This window comes from Ekhidna lutea (assembly GCF_900188325.1).
Lineage (GTDB): Bacteria > Bacteroidota > Bacteroidia > Cytophagales > Cyclobacteriaceae > Ekhidna > Ekhidna lutea.
Window position 1 is genome coordinate 387597 of sequence record NZ_FZPD01000003.1, and the last position, 15507, is coordinate 403103.

Annotated in this window: 10 protein-coding genes and 2 tRNA genes; 9 read left to right on the forward strand and 3 right to left on the reverse strand. The window is 39.4% G+C overall.

All coding sequences use genetic code 11. The features are described from left to right. Window positions 1-129 precede the first annotated feature (129 nt). The 5 genes from CHB71_RS09440 (at window position 130) to CHB71_RS09460 (ending at window position 9242) form a co-directional block, all read left to right on the forward strand. Window positions 130-2145: an OmpA family protein gene (locus CHB71_RS09440; RefSeq protein WP_089356661.1), complete on the forward strand. Its 2016-nt coding sequence runs from the start codon at window positions 130-132 to the stop codon at window positions 2143-2145. A gap of 1 nt (window position 2146) precedes the next feature. Further along, entirely contained in the window at window positions 2147-4207 is a 2061-nt protein-coding gene (locus tag CHB71_RS09445; RefSeq protein WP_089356662.1) for a hypothetical protein, read from the forward strand. After that, window positions 4173-7652, forward strand: a complete 3480-nt coding sequence (locus tag CHB71_RS09450) for a CHAT domain-containing protein (protein WP_089356663.1) — start codon at window positions 4173-4175, stop codon at window positions 7650-7652. The genes CHB71_RS09445 and CHB71_RS09450 overlap by 35 nt, the downstream gene beginning before the upstream one ends. 223 nt (window positions 7653-7875) lie before the next feature. Continuing rightward, window positions 7876-7957, forward strand: a tRNA-Leu gene (locus tag CHB71_RS09455). Window positions 7958-8138: 181 nt separating this feature from the next. Continuing rightward, the gene (locus CHB71_RS09460; protein ID WP_089356664.1) at window positions 8139-9242 is read left to right on the forward strand and encodes an AI-2E family transporter; all 1104 of its coding nucleotides are present in this window, start codon (window positions 8139-8141) and stop codon (window positions 9240-9242) included. Here CHB71_RS09460 and CHB71_RS09465 read toward each other — a convergent pair whose 3' ends face one another. Then, window positions 9243-9710, reverse strand: coding sequence for a hypothetical protein (locus CHB71_RS09465; protein ID WP_089356665.1), 468 nt, complete (start codon window positions 9708-9710; stop codon window positions 9243-9245). It abuts the gene before it with no gap. Window positions 9711-9844: 134 nt separating this feature from the next. Here CHB71_RS09465 and CHB71_RS09470 point away from each other — a divergent pair, with 134 nt between their 5' ends. The 3 genes from CHB71_RS09470 to CHB71_RS09480 all read left to right on the forward strand — a co-directional run bounded on the left by CHB71_RS09470 (window position 9845) and on the right by CHB71_RS09480 (window position 13639). Beyond that, window positions 9845-10210, forward strand: a complete 366-nt coding sequence (locus CHB71_RS09470) for a LytR/AlgR family response regulator transcription factor (protein ID WP_089356666.1) — start codon at window positions 9845-9847, stop codon at window positions 10208-10210. A gap of 35 nt (window positions 10211-10245) precedes the next feature. After that, a complete protein-coding gene (locus CHB71_RS09475; RefSeq protein ID WP_089356667.1) occupies window positions 10246-11892 on the forward strand; it encodes a PAS domain-containing sensor histidine kinase in 1647 nt (548 codons plus the stop codon). Window positions 11893-11992: 100 nt separating this feature from the next. Then, window positions 11993-13639: a sensor histidine kinase gene (locus CHB71_RS09480; protein ID WP_089356668.1), complete on the forward strand. Its 1647-nt coding sequence runs from the start codon at window positions 11993-11995 to the stop codon at window positions 13637-13639. A gap of 113 nt (window positions 13640-13752) precedes the next feature. On the opposite strand, the gene CHB71_RS09485 is transcribed toward CHB71_RS09480, so the two are convergent. Beyond that, a tRNA-Lys gene (locus CHB71_RS09485) sits at window positions 13753-13825 on the reverse strand. Between the two features lie 95 nt (window positions 13826-13920). On the opposite strand from CHB71_RS09485, the gene CHB71_RS09490 reads away from it, so the two are divergent. Beyond that, complete coding sequence (locus CHB71_RS09490; protein WP_089356669.1) at window positions 13921-14637, forward strand: SH3 domain-containing protein; 717 nt, start codon at window positions 13921-13923, stop codon at window positions 14635-14637. Here the strand turns inward: CHB71_RS09490 and CHB71_RS09495 are convergent. Beyond that, window positions 14630-15427: an SDR family oxidoreductase gene (locus CHB71_RS09495; RefSeq protein WP_317043978.1), complete on the reverse strand. Its 798-nt coding sequence runs from the start codon at window positions 15425-15427 to the stop codon at window positions 14630-14632. The two genes, CHB71_RS09490 and CHB71_RS09495, sit on opposite strands and share 8 nt — an antisense overlap. Between the last annotated feature and the right edge of the window lie 80 nt (window positions 15428-15507).

Genomic DNA, 15507 nt, shown 5'->3' on the forward strand with positions numbered 1-15507 from the left:
TTTTTGAAAGCCCCGGTTGCGGGGCTTTTTTATTTAATCACTTGTAGAGTAGCCAAAAATACCCCTTATTAGGTAGTGCAAAAGGCAGGTTGTTTTTTTACCTTTCTGCAATAAACCTAACGCTAATCCATGCCTACCTTTTATAAAACAATAAGGTTACCTATTGTCTTCCTTTTGATATTGTTTGGTTTTAACACCACATTAAGCCAGGATCTAAATAATGTCAATACAGGAGCTGTAGTGAAGAATGCAAAGGTCAGCTTTGATGGCACCAAGATGGTGTTTCTGGCAAATTATTACGGGAGCTTCTGGCCGTATATGTCAACCTACAATGCTGATTCAGCTATGTGGGGAGAGCCGGAAAAAATATTTGAAAATGATGTGATCGCTGGCTTTGAAATCAGAGATCCACATCTAAGTTTTGATAACACCAAATTGTATTTTGCTGCTCGTACCAGCGAAAAACCTGACTTTGACATTTTCTATTCTGAGCTCCAAAATGGAATTTGGTCCAAACCAACATCACTTGATATTGGAATCAATTCTCCTGAAGATGAACTTGGCCCGGCTTTATCCGCTGATGAGAAGAAAGTGCTGTTCACTCGACCATTGCCACCGGAAGCTAAAGCAGACGAATTTTGTGGCCAGCTTTTTTACAGTGAACTAACTGAGGCAGGATCATGGTCTGAGCCAGAATTATTGCCTCCAGCTTACAACACCGGGTGTATCTGTTCGCCATACTACGCACGTGATAATAAAACCTTCTTCTACTCGTCTTTTGAAGATGTTGAAGATGGCGAAGGCAAACGGGTAGCCAGAAAGCAATTCTCGGTTTTCTGGGCCAGAATTGATGGGTTATTCAGATATAACCCTAAGCCGATACTATCAATAATTGCCGATGAAGATATTGTCTCACCATCCTTGGATAGAGACAGTACGCTTTACTATAACTATGGTGAATACGCGAAAGGTCAAGACCGCATTTCATCACGTGTTTTATCCCGTGATCTAAGTTCACTATACCAACCAGCCAAAATGTCACTGGTTTCAGGACGGGTTACTGATGAAAATGGAGGCCCGTTAGAGGCTGCTATTCAGGTTATCAACCCGTATACAACAAAGGTTTTCCAGGAAGCAGTAAGTGATGAGCAAGGCAATTATCAAGTGTTTGTACCTGTCGGCGAACAATTTTCTCTGCTTGCATATAAAGATCAATACTCAGCACAGTCTAAACTGATTGAGCCAACGGAGCAATACATCACAAATAATTTTGAGTTATTCCCAAGTGTCGATGTGACTTTCAATGTTTTTGATGATGAGTTTTTCTTCCCTATAGAGTCTGGTATTTCTCTGTATGATTCAGAATTTAACTTTATTGAAACCATAGAAATAACACGCGGCGAACAGACGGTTCTATCATTAGGTAAAGAATTGAATATCATATTTAATTCAGAAAACTACTTCCCGGACACACTCAATCTGCCTTTCGATGAGGAGGTGATTTTTGATTTTTTTGATTTTGATATTGAGCTGACGAGAAAGTTGAAAGATGTAGCACTTTCGTTTGCTGATGAATCAGGCAACAACCTCGGACTTGAGATCACGGTTTACAATGTAACCCGCAATGAGAAAACAAAGAGACAAGTAAAAGATGGGAAAATCACCCTCCAACTGCGTGATGGTGAGGTATATGAAATCAGCACATCTGCCGAAGGTTATAGCTATTATTCTGCTGAAGTAGACCTTTCGGAAGAGCAGGAATTGAAGGAAATGAACGCGACGCTCCAATCTGTGGAGAATATTTCGCTGGTTCTTGACAATATCACTTTTGAATACAACTCCTATGAATTAAATGCTGGTTCATATGATGAGCTTGGCAAGCTGGTTAATTATTTGCAGGAAAATGAGCAGTACAAGGTGGAGATTTCAGCCCACACAGACAATGTCGGAGCAGATGCATACAACTTGCAGCTATCCAATCTTCGCGCCAACTCGGTGTTACAATATTTACAGGATAATGCCATCAATAAGGATCGGTTGGTGGCTGTTGGTTATGGAGAATCACAGCCCAGGTATCCCAATGACACAGAAGAAAACAAGGCCAAAAACAGGCGTGTAGAGTTTAAAATTTTAGCATCAGAATAAAATGAAAAAGTCGCTTATTATCATATTTTCTATTTGTCTGATCGTATCTGTCTCCGCTCAAACGGGTGCATTTAAAAAAATATTGAGCGAAAAAAATGAGGTTGACAGAAGTGTTTTTTATGATCAGCTAATTGCGTTTCAAAAAGAGAATACTGAATTCGCGAATGTGTATTTCCAGCTCGGTAAATTGGAGCTTGAGACTTTCTCAACGCTTGATCCAATTGTTGATCGGGTAGCATCTAGGCAAAGAATCTACAACACGAAAACAAACTTTGGTCTCGCGAAAAACTACCTGGATGAAAAAGAGGTATCCCGCTTTCCAGACTGGTATGACGTGCCTGATTTGAAAGATAAAGACTCAGTAACTTCTCTGGGTGTAAATAAGGTTGAAAAGAATTATGAGGATGCAATATCATACTCAGAACTATACGAGGAATTAATCAGTAATTACGATCGTGCGGTCTATCACTACCTCAAAGCGAGAGAAGGATTTATTGAGATAAATACCAGCGCCGACAATCTTCGTCAATTGTTCCTTAAAGCTGACGATTCATTAAAAATCGCCGTGAGAGCAGTCGGAACCAGTTTCGATTCCTCAATGTATCACATTGACATTTATAGAGATATTTATCAGCAACTCCCACACAAAAAGAAACGGAAGGTAAACATCAATAAAAGAAAAATTGATCACTTCCGCATGAATGGAATTACTCCAGCCAATTTCCTTGCTGACAACATTGATGTCTGGGATTATAAGCAATGGTCTGAGCGGTTTTTAAAACTATTGAAAGAAGAAGTGGATGGCTTACAGGAAGAAATAAAGTCAGCTTATCGCTTTTTCATAGCCACCAATGAGCGAATGATATCTGGAGATGAATGCATCCAGGCAGAGCTGGATGATATGAAATTTCAGCGGATCATTAATCTCATTACCAAATATGACAATGAATCGGTTTTAATAGATGTGTTTCAATACCTTATTTCAAAATTGGAGTACGGTAATAAACTTACTTATGAGCGAAACTGTAATGAGCTGGAAAGTCCTCCAACCGATGATTTTTTGTCAAGGAAAGCCAGAATTTATCAAAACCTTTATAGTTCATATGAAAAAGCAGATAGTCTGAGTGACGTCATTGTATCGTCCGGGCACAGCCAGGAAAGTTTTCAGTGGTTTTTTGATGAGATGATGCCGGGAGATAATGGTAGCCAAACATTTGCCACAGATCAGACAAAGGAAAACAATCAATCTTTCAAGGAAGAGCTTTCTGGATTGATGCAGAAGATAGATATGCAACAGTTTAATGTTGATTCACTTACCGAATGTTTTGAATCTGATAGTATCTTTTTAATTCCAGGAGCATTACCTGATGAAAACTTTTGTGCTACGAAGAAATTAGTGCTTAATGATAGTCTCGAGCTACTACTTGGTCAAAAGGTAGATCAGAATATGTTAATTGGCGCAGCACCTTTAGAAGAGGATTATCAAAAAAACTGGGAAATAGCCCCATACAAAAACTCTAAGGTTTCATACTTTAAAATAGTGGGAGACAGCACTTTTATGCTTAGCGGTGTTTCAGGTAAGGCGTGGGTTTCACAATACTCGACCAACGGAAAAGAATACTTTACGGTCACACTTCGGTCGGCTGATACCGTGAGAAATGTGATGGTCAATTCTTTGCAAGGAAATGCCACCATCCTACAAGAGGGAAGTGCCGGGTTTACACTTTCGAGAGTCAATTTTAGTGGTAAAATAGAGTCTGCAAATACCTTTACATTACCCGGATCATATATTGGAATGATTCGTCAGGAGCAGTCAATGTGGTTCTTTTCTCACGAAACAACTGCTGAGGGCTCTAAGATTACTGCATCAATCCTGGATGCATCAGGTCAAGTGTCGGGTGAGTTTGTCTATCAATTTGAATCTCAGCTCGCCAGACCAAAAATCATCAAAAATGATAATGAGTACCTTACATTACTATCTGCAAATGCTTTTGCAGGTGACGAAATTGTATATGCTTTAATGAACTATGAAGGGGAAATCGAAAGTGAAACTATTTTTTAGTACGCTGTTTCTAAATCTATGTATTACTTATGCAAACGCACAGCAACAGGTAGATTTTGATCGGGAAGTTGATCGCATCGAAAGCTTAATTCAGCAAGGAGCATTCGAGGAGGCAAATTCAGTCTTAATTGACCTTCAGTTGTCCCTGGAAAACACCTCCCTGATAGCTCAGGATACGGTAAGGTTATATTTTTCTTCCAAGTTCGCTTTTATAGCCAATCAATTAGGTGATTGTGAAAACACCATAAGCAAAAGCAAAGAGGATCTTAACCTTCGGACGGAAATATACGGTGCGGCAGACCCACTCACATTGTCATCCAGTAGAAACCTTGGCATATATTACCTCAATTGCGATTCTGCTGAAATGGCAAAGCAACAACTGCAAATCACTGTGGATATCCATCGGGATTCGATTGGACAACCAGATGAGTTATATGCCCGGTCCCTGGACGATCTGGCTTATGTACGTGGCAAACTTGGTGATATCGATGGTGCAATTAAAAACTACAATGAGTTATTAGGTCTTTTAGGAGATAGCAAGAGTTCATTCTATCTGCACGTAGCAGAAAACTACAGCGCACTCCTCATGTCATCAGAGAGGTATGAAGAAGCAGCCGCGTTTTATGAAGACCTAAAGGGATATATGACACCCAAGTCAGAATACCCTTTCTTTTTAAAGGATTTTTATAATGTGTTTGTGCATCAAAAAAATTATGTGAAAGCCCTGGAAACAGCCACGGAGTTATTGACCTGGTGTGATTCGAATAAGTCGGCTTGTTCGGAAACCGGCTTTGATCTGAAGGAGTTTGTACTTAACAGTGCTCGACTTTCTGTGTTACTATTTCGCTACGAAGATGCTTCCAAATATTATACCAGGGCAGAGGATTTATACAGCGATTCACCAAAGTATATTTCTGTCTTATTAGAGCAGTCTGATCTCTATAATGCGACCGGTGAAAAGTATAAGCAGCTAAATACGCTTAGCAAATCACTCATCACACATCGTTCAAGAAGCATGACAGATAGTGCCAGCTATACAAAAACCGTCCTGGAGCTTGGGAAGATTCACACAGAGATGGGGAGGTTTGAACGGGCAGATGAGGTTTTTAGTGAATACATAGATGATCTTGAAGCGAACCCGGGAACAAATGCTGAAAAGTTAGCGGTAGCCTATCAGTCATTAGGCAACCAGCGATACCTTTTACAAAATTTTAAAGATGCAGATAAGTACCTGTCTAAAGCACAGAATATCCTTGTTAAAGAAGGGCTTACCTCTTCTTCCGAATATGCTTCGGTTCTAAATAGTTTAGGCGCACTTTATGAGGCCTTGGCAAACTATCGAAAGGCCGAAAAAAATTACCGTAAGGCACTTCATATTTCATATGAAGAAGAATCAGGATTAAGAGTGGCGTTAGCAACGAATTTGGCCAATATTCTAACGAGGACACAACCCAAAAATGATTCAATTTTAGTGCTGCTCAACCAGGCCATCAATTGGCAGGAGACCTCTTCTGGTAAGGATCATCCGGGGTATGCTAATCTTTTAAGCAACAGAGCGGTTTATTATCAAAAAAATGAATCGTATAAGTTGGCTCTAGCCGATTTTGAGCAAGCCATAAAAATTTTCAAATACACAGTGCCGGAAGATCACCCGCAATATCTTTCTGCAATGTCCAGTATTGGTCTTTTATATAACCTGATGGATCGTATGGATGAAGCGCTGGAATCGATGCTTATTGCAAAATCGCTTTACCTAAAATATTATTCAGAAGCACATCCCGGTTATATCAGGACCGTAAATAATCTTGCCAACCTCTATACTAAAACTGAACAATACGATTTAGCAGAGCCTTTGCTGCTTTCATTAGCACAGTCACAGGTTAAAGAAATCAATGAATCTTTTACCTACCTGTCCGAGTCAGAGAAAAAGACATTTGTGGAAGAAAAGCAAAAACTACTCAACAACTTCAAAGGGTATGTGGTGGCACGATCTACCATTGAGGAGGGCAGCATCAAGCCAAATGTGATTGAGGATTGGTACAACCTTGAACTGAGTACCAAAGGAATGCTGCTCAATTCAACTAAAAAGGTCAGGGAGCAGATTTTTAATAGCGGGGATAAAGAGTTGATCGATCTTTTTTCGGAATGGACAGTAGCGCGGAAGCAGATTGCTGATTTACAGTCATTGAAGAGCGATCTGAAACAGAAAAGTAAGACGAGGCTGGATAGCCTTCTTCAAAAAACCAATGACCTGGAAAAAGAGCTGTCTCGCAGATCCGCCGAGTTCGATGGGTCCTTTGGGGATAAATCACCTACTTATGATCAAATCACTGCTAAGCTGAAATCTGGCGAGGCAACCGTAGAAATCATACGAACTGAAATAAATGAGGAGGGGATCTACACCGCGCTAATAGGAACAGCAAACCAATCTCACCCCAAGTTAATTGTGCTCGGAAAAGGAAAAGATTTTGAAAGCAATGGGTTTACAGTATACAAGAATGCAATTAAGTTTAAAGTGGATGATCCCAAGTCCTTCGACTTGTATTGGCGAGATATTCATGAATACCTATTGGGTAATGGCATAACTAAAATTTTCTATGCGCCCGACGGCATTTATCATAAAATCAGCCTTAATACCCTGTATGATCCAGCTTCTAAAAACTACTTAATTGACGAGTTGGAGGTTTTTCAACTTAGTTCAACCAAAGATTTCCTAAATCTAAACGTGGGTGGTGAGCAGTTTGAAGGGGTAGATAAAGCACTATTGGTGGGAAGGCCATCATATAAGTTAGCAGGTAATGACGTGGCATCCATTGGCACCACCAGAAGCTTTGCTATGCTAAGTGATGTTTCAGATCTGCCCGGCACGGAAGAGGAGATAAAAGAAATCCAATCATTGATCGACAAGTCTGATGTTGAATGTCAGGTTTTGCTCAAAGATGATGCGAAGGAGTCAGTTGTGAAATCACAGCTAAACAGAGGGCTTGTACATATCGCAACTCATGGCTTTTTTATGGAAGATGATGCGGGAGCCGGATCAGACCCAATGTTGAGTTCAGGTTTGCTTCTGGCCGGAGTGAGTGATTTTAATGAAAATGAATCGGGAGAGGACGGTATTTTGACAGCCTATGAAATCATGAACCTGGGACTGAACGATCTGCAAATGGTTGTTTTGTCAGCATGTGAAACAGGACTTGGTGAGATTTCTTCTGGTGAAGGAATCTATGGACTCCAGCGTGCATTTTTTGTTGGAGGGGCTCAGTCGGTAGTAATGTCTCTTTGGAAAGTCGATGATGAAGCAACCAAGGATTTGATGACGATTTTTTATAAAGATTACCTTAAAAATGGCAATAAGCGAGAAGCATTTTTGAATGCACAGAAAAAGATCAAAAAGAAGTATAAAAATCCGATTTACTGGGGAGCTTTTGTGATGCTCGGAGGGTAATATTAAAGAGCGGTCACTTATTGCAATCTTATCATTGTTTAAATACTTTTGCCCACCGTTTACCAAATCACACGGCTGGGTTTTAAACTCAGTTTGGCAAAAAAGAAAAAATGCCTGAGTGGCGGAACTGGTAGACCTGCCTTTGCCGGCAGGCAGGCGCGCACGACGTGCGCTACTGCTTATGGTCTTCTAATTCCTCTAGCCTCATAAGGCCTAAAGAAATGCCTGAGTGGCGGAACTGGTAGACGCGCACGACTCAAACTCGTGTTCCGCAAGGAGTGCCGGTTCGATTCCGGCCTCAGGTACGAATCCTTCTCAGTTTTCTGGGGAGGATTTTTTTATGTTCCTCAAAAGAGTCTCTGTTCGACTGAATCGTCGGACCTTAGGTACTGAAACCTTCCCCAAAAAGAGGAGGATTTTTTGTTTCAATCTCTGAATAGCAAATAGTTCATACATCATTAACTTTAGCTTTCAAAATCACCCTATATGAACATTTCTTTCAGCAAGTTTTTTTATGGTGTTGCATCCATCATTGGCATTACAGCAATTCTTTATTTTGGAAAAGTTCTTTTAGTCCCATTATGCTTCGCCATGTTGTTTGCCTTCATCTTATATCCTGTCGTGAAATGGCTTACGACTAGGGGTGTTAAGAAAGTGGTAGGGATAATTCTTGCATTGGGTAGTGTTTTTATAGTCTTAATAGGAATATTGGTGCTTTTTTCAGCGCAAATCATAGATATGGCCAGCCAGTATTCAAACTTTTTAGATAAACTAAATTCAACGCTTGAAAAATCAGTTGCCTTCCTTAATGACAAGGTCCAAATCATTCCTGATATCGAATCGCAGACCATCTTAGAAAAACTGACGAGCGTATTTTCAGACAGTAGTTTCCTGATCATTTCCGATACAGTCAACGTTACAAGTTCCTTCTTGTCATTTGTGGTTTTATCAGTTATTTACTCCTTTCTTATTCTTTTTTATAGTGAGCACCTCACAGAGGCTATTTCAAGATTTAGCCCCAGAAAAAATAAGAAGTACTTTTTGAACATGCTTCGACAGGTCCAAAAAGTGGGGCAGCAATATTTTACCGGAATGATGTTGCTAATTCTAATTTTGGGTGTCCTTAATACAACAGGATTACTGCTTCTCGGACTAGATTATGCTTTTTTCTTTGGTTTTTTAGCTGCTGTCATGGCGATAATCCCTTATGTAGGAACCACTCTCGGAGGGCTTATTCCAACACTGTATGCATTCGTTACCTATGATAGTTATTGGTACCCTGTTGGAGTGATAGCTATTTTTTGGTTTATTCAATTTATAGAAGGAAACTTCCTGAATCCACGAATTGTCGGAGGAAACATGCAAATCAATGCTTTGTTCTCCATATTTTCATTGATAGCCGGGAGTGTTATTTGGGGTGTAGCTGGAATGATCCTCTTCTTGCCAATGGTGGCAATGTTGAAGGTTGTGTGCAGCCATTACGAAGAATTGGAGCCTGTGGCGGCTTTGATAGGTGAAAGAATAACAGAAGTCCAACGAGAGCCGGAAAAAGGCCCTCTAAAAAAAATCATAGAAAAATTTTCAAATTAATTATTCAAACCTGTTATAAATGCACTCATATTGACATTGCAGATAAAGCGTTGTTAACTGCCTTTCCAGATCGTCTGGCACATCCATAAAAATTATCTTCATCTTTCTCATTGCTTTTAATGAATCTGAAACAGTATAGAAAGGCTGTTTATCCTGATGTAGATTCACCATGGTATGAGCAAGCTTTTGTTGATACTTGCTGTTTCCTTTGTATTGACGCAAGACCCTCCTGATTACGTATGAAGATTCATCTATAAAGACGATTTTATCATTCTCAATAAAGCCATAAATACCCTTAAAATCAGTTAGTCGACCGGTTTGTTGTAAAATTGATTTGACACCCATCCCTTTTCTGGCAAACAAATCAGCTCCCAAGGCTGAATCGCTTAAAACAGAAATCATTTCTTTTCTTTTGGGAAGGTTTTCTTTTATGATTCTATCAAATCGTAGGGCAAGCGATTGCTTCATAGTCGTTAAAATATCTATTAAGATAAAAGATTTGACTATAACTTGTTTTCTGGTGATGTTGGTTTTGGTATCAATTAAAAAGTTCTATTTTTATCTTCACTTAAAAACGTAACCTACTAGAAAACGAAAAAGCATTGAGCAAAGAGTACCAATACCTAATCATAGAGGATGACCCTGCATTCGTTGAAATCCTGAAGGTAATTATGGCGAAGGTTCCAGAGATGAAATTGATAGGCATTTCAGATAATACTGTGGACGCTGCAAAACGGATTGACATGGATAAGCCGGAGGTGTTGTTACTGGATATCAATATTTCAGGATTGGAAGGACCCGAGGTATTGGAAATAAGTGAGCACAAGCCACTCACTATAGTGATTTCAAGTCACCCTGAAGAAGTCATGGATAATTATGATGTGGAATACGTGGCGTTTATCCAAAAACCATTGAAAAATGCAGAGCAACTGGTTAATGCTATTCATAAATGCATTAACTTAATCTAACATTAAGAGCTGGCGGGAATCCAAAACCCCGGCAGATGAGGAGAGCTTTAGTTAGAAAAATTAATCATTTAGGCCTTACCGATCTTCTTGACCCACTGGAATACCGTCGTGTGCTATTTGTTAATAATGTAACGTTAGCAAGCATTTTGGTTTCTTTTGCGGTTACCATACTTGTGATTTTTGAAGGGTTATATCCCCAATTTTTAGTCACCAGCCTGGGTTGTGTACTTTTCACTATTGTTCTCTATTTAAATCATACTAAAAATTACCTTGCGGCCAGGACATTCTTCCTCCTGTTATCTGTCAATATTCTGGTATTTGCGTCTTTTGTAGCATTCAGTCAAGGTCGCTTTAATGAGACTGAAAATATACTGATAGGCTTTATGGCCGTATGTTACTTACTGTACGATGGTCACCTCCGACATTTAGGATATATACTTATCTACCTGGTTCTGATCTTCTTAAAATTTGTTAAACAATATTATCTGGAGGCTCCATACGATCTTGATTTCTATCTTACCATTCAAAACATCAGTATTCTTTGTTTACTCCTCTTCTTATTTGCCGATGCTTTCCGCGTGAGCTTAATGAAAGCGTTTGTTCGGCTCAAGGATAAAGATGAGTTGTTGTATTCCATGATTGACAATGTGCCTCTTTACATCGCTCTTGTGGATAACGAACTCCGGTATCGTATGGTGAATTTCAACTATGAAAAAACCTTCTACATGAAAAGGGAAGAAATAATAGGATCACGGGTTGAAGATGTTTTGCCTGAAAATATCCTCAAAACACATCTCCCAATGATTAAATCAGCTATTAATGGTGAGAGTCCTGAATTCTTAGAACATACAGTGCTTCCAGATGGAAGTTCTTTTTTTGCAGGAGGTAAGTATGTTCCGGTGAGATCCGATAATGGCGAGATCGTGGGAACCACGGTTTTTGTGAATGATGTAACAAAACTGGAAACCGCCAGGAACAAGCTTAAAAACGCGAATGCAACTAAGGATAGACTCTTCTCCATCATTGCTCATGACATCAGAGGACCTCTTGATTTATTTGAAGGACTCCTGAATGTTTCTTCAGATGGTACGATTTCAAGGGAGGATTTCCTTATTCACCAGAAAAAAGTTGGTGATAAGGTAAGCTCACTTAGGGATACTGTCAACACCTTGCTGGATTGGGCTCGTACACAGCTGGATGGTATCAATGCTAATCCATCTGCTGTTAATGTTTGCAATGTCATTAAAACCAATACAGACCTGTACGGCGAGCTTATTAGTAGAAAAAAAATAAACTTAAAAGTAGATGTACCTGAAGAGATGGAGGCATGGATTGATGAAAATCATTTTAAGATTTCTATTAGAAATTTAATACATAACGCACTTAAATTCACGCCAAATGGTGGAGAGATTTCTACCTCAGCAGAAAAATGTGAAGACGCAATTTCAATGACAATTAAAGATACGGGCATAGGTATGGATCCAGAGAAAATTAACTCCATAATGAATAAAGAGCTTCAGGATTCAAAAGGCGGAACAGATGGTGAAATGGGTACAGGGCTGGGATTGAGTCTTAGTTTAGGGTTGCTTGAAAAAAATAATTGTGAGGTGAGTATTCAGAGTGAGCCCAATTCTGGTACAGAAATAAACATCAAAATCCCGCTCAAATCACATGACAATTAACGGAATTACTTAAATTATCCTTGTTTTATTTGTTTCTAAGGTTACTTTTTGGTTGAAAGTAATATTTACTTACTGGATAATATTGTTCACCTAATTCACCATGAGCTCCTTTTCTCTTAAAAACATTTTAAGAACAGGCATGCACTATGCCGCAAGTCCTCTGGATAAGAGAAGAATAACCCTATTCAATTACCTTATATTCTTTTGTGTGGCAGTAAGTCTATTATTAGGGCTTGTTACTGCTATTTTTGGCCTTATCACACAGCCGGTTTTATGTATAGTTGCTGCGGCATTGTTGGCTGTTTCTTTTTTTCTTAATCGAAAGGGTAAAATCAAGATATCCAAAGGATACTTTATTCTTACAGGAGTCCTAATCATATCAGTTACTACAATTGTTTATGCTGAGCAAGGCCTTTTTGTAGACACAGAGAACATGTTATTTGTCGCGATGGCCATCACCATGTTCCTTGTGGATGGGTTTCGAAAACACACGATTTATTGGTTGATTTTTGCAGTTTATGTAGCCTTAAAAATCAATATTCTAAATCTACAGGGAATAGAGCCGGGAGTTGTATTTGGAATGACGTTGATTAACAACCTGGTCGTATCAGCTATTTTATACCTTTTCTTGTATGTTTTCCGCACCATTTTAATAAAGGCATTTGATCGGTCAGATCAGCATGAACAAACACTACGTTCACTATTGGATAATGCTCCGATACTTATGGCATTGGTTGATAGAAGTGGACACTTTATCCTGGTCAATCAAAATTATGCTGATCGATTTGGGTATAAGCGGAGAGATTTGATTGGCAGAAGTAGGTCTGAAGTTCTACCTGAGAATATTTTTAACAAACATGAGCCCATGTTTCAGGACGTACTAAAAAATGGTAAGCAGATAACGTTTTTGGAAGAAACTAACCTTCCGGACGGGTCAGTTATTTCAGCAAATGGCAAGTACGAACCTATTCTAAACGCTGATGGAGAAGTAGAATCCGTAGCAATTTGTGTAGATGATGTGACTGAACTGGTAAAAGCTCACAAGGCATTGAAAGTGGCCAATGAAACAAAGGATAAACTGTTCTCCATTATCGCACATGACATAAAAAGCCCGTTAAATCTCTTTCATAGTATTCTTAATCTAAACCATGACGATGTAATCTCGAAAGAGCAGTTTATGGAGTATCAGGAAAGTCTAAAACAACGACTTTCAAGTCTGACAAGCACAGTAGATGAGTTGCTGGAATGGGCACGTATGCAATTGGGGGGCATCAGTGCCTACCCGGCCAAAGTAAACATAAGCTCAATTGTGCATGAAAATGCGGATCTTTTCCACACCCTGATTGAACGAAAGCAAATTAGTTTTAAAATTGATACGCCGAGTGAAATGGAGGCATGGATTGATGAAAATCATTTCAAAGTCGCGATAAGGAATCTGATCCACAATGCTATTAAATACACAAATGGAGGAGGTAAAGTGGAAGTAACCAGTAACCAGAACGATCAGGAAACAATTGTTAGAATTGTCGATTCCGGTGTTGGTATGACAAATGAGACCGTTAATTCGATTATTAAAAAAGAAATTCAGAAATCTAAGGTGGGGACTGATCAGGAAATGGGCGCGGGGCTAGGTTTGAGCCTTAGTTTAGGATTGCTAGAGAAAAACAACTGCAATGTATCTGTAAAGAGTGAACCCAATAAAGGTACGCAGGTAGAAATAAAGATTCCCAAATCAGCTAAGGGTTAAAAGAAAATGGCTCAACATTGTTGAGCCTTTTCTTTTTGTTTTTTACTTATTCATATAATCAGAAGAATTATAAACAAAAAATCCTGATCATTTCTGATCAGGATTTTCTAAAGTGACTGGCCTGGGGCTCGAACCCAGGACCCACGCCTTAAAAGGGCGTTGCTCTACCAGCTGAGCTAGCCAGTCATTATTAATCTCCTTTCGTATAAAAAGAAGTGCAATTCAAGACCCTTGCCTTAAATTGCGGATGCAAAAATAGAAATCTTAATCAATAATACCACATGATTGACAGAATAAAGGTGAGATTATTTATAGGAATTTTATTCTTCGGCTTAATAAGTTCGATATCGGCACAAAATGAGATTTTGCACGAGGCAGATTCTTTATTTAGTCAGCAGAAATATACCCAAGCGTTTCAAAGATATGAACAGCTCCACTCAGAAGGACATGCTTCTCAGGCAATGCTATTGAAGATGGCATTTATTCAAGATGGTTTGGGGAATCATTCCGATGCGCTATACTATTTGGATTTGTATTATAAAGAATCGGCAGATAGAGCGGTTGTTGGTAAAATCGAAACAATCGCAGAAGAAAATGAACTTAGGGGATATCAGTATAATGACATCAATTATTTCCTGGCGTTATTGTCAAAATACCGCGCCCATTTTACCCTTGTTCTTTTAGCGCTGGTAATTGTGTTGCTTGTATATATCATTAAAAAGACCAGAGCAGGGGAGCGGCCGGTGGCTGCTGGAATTATTCAAGTAATATTAATTGCCGGCCTTTTTGCTGTTGTGAATCTAGCCTCGGCTGAGAAGGGGATTATTACTGAGGACTATACCTTGCTCCGATCAGGCCCTTCTGCAGGGGCAGAGCCTATTGAGATATTAGCGAAAGGACATAAGGTGAAAATTTTGGAAAAAGGTGAAGTATGGACGAAGGTCGTATGGGATGGCAATGAGGTTTTCGTGAGAAATGGAAGGCTTAAAATTATTTAAGCGGATTGTCAGGCTCCTTCTTCATCATATTGTAGATCATACGATCCAGACGCGAAGGGATGACTTTATTTAAGAAGACAGCCATTTTCCCTTCGAAAGTTAAAATCAAATCTCTCTTTTTCTTTTTTGCCGCCCTAAATGTTCGCTCCGCTACTTCATCAGATGTCATCATCTTTTTTTCGTTTCTTGGAGACTCACCTTGAGCTTTGCCATCTGCTGTCAAGGCAGCATTTCTAATGTTAGAACTGGTAAATCCGGGACATACCACCAAAACATTCACACCCCGTGTCATGACCTCTGTACGTAGTGCTTCGAAAAATCCTTGCATTGCAAATTTTGAAGATGAGTAAGCGGTTCTTGCAGGTGTTGACCGCCATCCATTGATAGAAGATATGGCTATAATCGTCCCTTGTGATTCCAGTAAATGAGGGAGAGCAAACTTGGTGGCATAAATAGCACCGTAGAAATTTATATCCATTAGCTGTTTGAATACCTCAAGCTCTACTTCCTCAAATAAAGCACGCATGGATATGCCGGCATTGCAAATCAACACATCTATCCTTCCAAAATGTTTGATGGTCTCCTCTACCATTTTTTGATTGTCAGACTTGTCGGCAGCATCCAACTCCAATGCTAAATGGGGCCGCTCGCCCAATTCATTTGCCACTTGGGACATACGTTCGCTATTCCGTCCTGTAAAAACAACAGCATATCCCTCATTGGCGTATTTTAGTGTTAATGACTTACCAATTCCCGACGAACCACCTGTTATTATTGCTACTTTTTGCATGCTTTCTATCTGCCTCTGGTATAACTTTTGCCAAGATAACTCACATTGAAAAACTTTAAATAAAAATATGTGAGATGCAA